This is a genomic window from Paraperlucidibaca sp. (genome assembly GCF_982810325.1).
In genome coordinates this window covers 3,025-5,978 of the sequence record NZ_CEYEMI010000052.1, presented here as the reverse complement: position 1 = coordinate 5,978, position 2,954 = coordinate 3,025, and the positions used below count along the sequence as shown (strand labels likewise).

At 49.3% G+C, this 2,954-nt stretch carries 3 protein-coding genes; all 3 read right to left on the bottom strand.

Annotated features, from left to right (window positions below; translation table 11 throughout):
* Positions 1-115 precede the first annotated feature (115 nt).
* A complete protein-coding gene (locus AC3DKE_RS10825; protein ID WP_487990687.1) occupies positions 116-1,765 on the bottom strand; it encodes a copper resistance system multicopper oxidase in 1,650 nt (549 codons plus the stop codon).
* Positions 1,766-1,839: 74 nt separating this feature from the next.
* Entirely contained in the window at positions 1,840-2,391 is a 552-nt protein-coding gene (locus AC3DKE_RS10820; protein WP_484217214.1) for a c-type cytochrome, read from the bottom strand.
* Between the two features lie 49 nt (positions 2,392-2,440).
* Positions 2,441-2,791, bottom strand: coding sequence for a hypothetical protein (locus AC3DKE_RS10815; RefSeq protein WP_484217215.1), 351 nt, complete (start codon positions 2,789-2,791; stop codon positions 2,441-2,443).
* Positions 2,792-2,954 lie beyond the last annotated feature (163 nt).

Below are 2,954 nucleotides of genomic sequence, written 5' to 3'. Positions count from 1 at the left end.
GACATATCCATAGAGCTATCGCCCATATGCATACTCGAATGATCCGTTTCTGCTTCCGCCGAAAGCACGGGAAAGCTCAGTAACAATGCGCTTAGCGCGAATACTATTTTCATAATCAGTCCACCACCACTTCACGAAACATGCCGGACTCCATGTGGTACAGAAGATGGCAATGCCATGCCCAGCGCCCCTCCTCACCGGTCACATCGAAGGAAATTTTCTGCGCAGGTTGGACCATGATGGTGTGCTTGCGAACTTGGAAGTCTCCATTCGCGTCGCGAAGATCACTCCACATGCCATGCAAATGCATAGGGTGCGTCATCATGGTGTCGTTGACTAATGTGATCCGCACTCGCTCACCTTTGGCTATATAAACCGGCGTAGACTCTTGAAACGTTAGGCCATCGAAACCCCAGATATAGCGCTCCATATTGCCAGTTAGATGCAGCTCTAATTCGCGCGTAGGCTCAGACTGCTCGTCATTAGCTTCACCAATGGAGCGCAAGTCGGCATAGGTTAAAACTCGGCGGCCGTTATTGCGCAGGTTAACGCCTGGGTCATCTAAGTTTGTTCGCGGCGAATCGACATGCATGTCGGTGCTAAAACCATATTCTGTGCTGGCATGCCTCGCTGTCGTTTTACCCGACATATCCCCCATCATGTCGCCCATGCTCAGCCATTGAATTTTATCCAGCGCCGGCACCGCTGCAGACAAGCCATCACGGATCGCTAAAGTGCCGCGAGCGAAACCTGAACGATCAATGTTTTGAGCAAATATCGTGTAGGCATTCTCGCTAGGCTCAACAAGCACATCGTAGGTTTCAGCCACGCCTATGCGAAACTCATCAACGGTAACTGGATCGACCAACTGTCCGTCAGTACCAATGATGGTGAGCTTTAAACCCGGAATGCGCACATCAAAAATCGTCTGAGCGCTGCCATTAATGAAGCGCAATCTAACCTTGTCACCTTTGCTAAAAAGCCCCGTCCAGTTCGATGCTGGATTGGTGCCATTCATTAGGTAGGTGTAGGTATGAGCTGAAAGATCCGTAAAGTCTGTCGGGTTCATCCGCATCTCAGCCCACATCTTTCGATTCTCTACCGTATCCTTCCAGCCATTCTTACGCACATCTGAAATGAAGCGCACTGCTGTCGGCATCTGATAGTTGTCGAAGTCGGACTCAGATTTGAGCTTATTCAGCAGCACCATGGGGTTTTCATCGGTCCAATCTGAAAGCATAACCACATGATCACAGTCGGCTTGGATGGTCTCGCCATCACGAGGCTCAATAACGATTGCCCCCAACATTCCTGTCTGTTCTTGAAATCCTGAGTGAGAGTGATACCAGTAGGTGCCGCTTTGCAAAATGGGAAACTGGTAGGTAAAGGTCTCTCCGGGAGCGATGCCTTTAAAGCTAATACCCGGCACGCCATCCATAGCAAATGGCAGTAAAAGCCCATGCCAGTGAATCGATGACCACTCCTTCAAGTGGTTAGTCACGTTGATAGTGACCGTATCACCCTCTTTGAAGTGCAGAACAGGCGCAGGCAAGCTGCCATTTATCACCGTAGCGACTTTAGATTTTCCAGTGTAATTGACCATTGTTCTATCAATTGCTAGATCAAAACTCTTGCCTGTTAAGTGCGGCATTAGAGCGCGACCCGTCTCATGCATGCCTGAATTTGCCCAAGCGCCAGAGCTCACTGCGAGACCCGTTACGGCAACGCCCTGAACAAACTGCCGTCTTGATAATTGATGCGCCATACAACACCTATATAGTTCTTTGAAAACACGCTAACGGTTGATTAGGAATACTGATCTTGAAGCCCTCTCAATCATTACATTTCATCGTGTGCCACCGCAGTCTCACCCTCAGCTGGTGCCGTCAGGATTTGATACTGCTCCGGCGTTAACGATGGCATTTTTTGAATAAACGCTACCATAGCCCAAATTCGCTCATCCGTATGTGAGCCACCCCACGCAGGCATGCCACTAGCCTTCACCCCATGCTTGATATACCAGAAGTGGCGTGCGGCGCGCTGCTTCGCATCAAGGTTCATCATGCGAGGAAGCGACAAGTTCGGTGGTTGTGGGTATAGGCCTGCATTCATATCAGAGGCCGTTACTCCAGGCTTCAAATGGCAGCTGGAGCACATCTCGTTATAGTCTTGGCCACCTGATAGCAGCATTTGTGGCTCCTCAAGCGATGGAGCGACAATATCCCTAGTTGCACGTTCAATAGACCGTTCACGCAAAGTTTCAAGAGCCCAATACACCGCTTTCGTGTGGGGAACATCAGCCCCCATCGGATAGAGTCCCGAATACAGAAATGCTAGACCTCCAAACACTGCAACAAAGACACCGACCACTGCGAGCTTTACATAGGTCATGACTAATCTCCTGTGCCGCAATAAATCGGCCTTACTCACACTAATTGGCTTATTTCGTAGCCGGCTTATTCATAGGCATGCTGGAGTGATCCATTTTCATGGGCATATCTTTCATGTCGCCCATCTTCATACCGTCCTTATGCATATGCTGCGACTCAGATGAATCGTTATGTTGCGCTGTGGCAGGCTTTTCTCCGCATTTCAGTAGCATGGCTTGAAGCACAGGATCATTGGGATCCATTTTCGATGTATCCATTTTCTGTATCGACTCACACTTAGCTGTTGCCTTTGCTTCAGCTGCTGCACGTGCATGCTCCGCAGGGTCATGCGCCCACGCACCTTGACTACTAAAAGCGAGCAATACCGACATTGCGAAACCACTATGCGTGAAAAAACTCATTTTCTACTCCGGAATGATTGGCGAGGCTCAAGTTCATATTTTCGATAGCCATCATCGCTCTAGCTAACCAACAACAAGGTGACGTGAAAATTACAATTCCGACATCTTCCAGACGACACTAGGTCCCACGAGGTAATCTGCCTACTAACGCAAGATAGGACCT

Excerpts from the sequence above, each read along its gene's own strand:
- AC3DKE_RS10825 (WP_487990687.1), bottom strand. The coding sequence starts at position 1,765 with ATGGCGCATCAATTATCAAGACGGCAGTTTGTTCAGGGCGTTGCCGTA.
- AC3DKE_RS10820 (WP_484217214.1), bottom strand. The coding sequence starts at position 2,391 with ATGACCTATGTAAAGCTCGCAGTGGTCGGTGTCTTTGTTGCAGTGTTT.
- AC3DKE_RS10815 (WP_484217215.1), bottom strand. The coding sequence starts at position 2,791 with ATGAGTTTTTTCACGCATAGTGGTTTCGCAATGTCGGTATTGCTCGCT.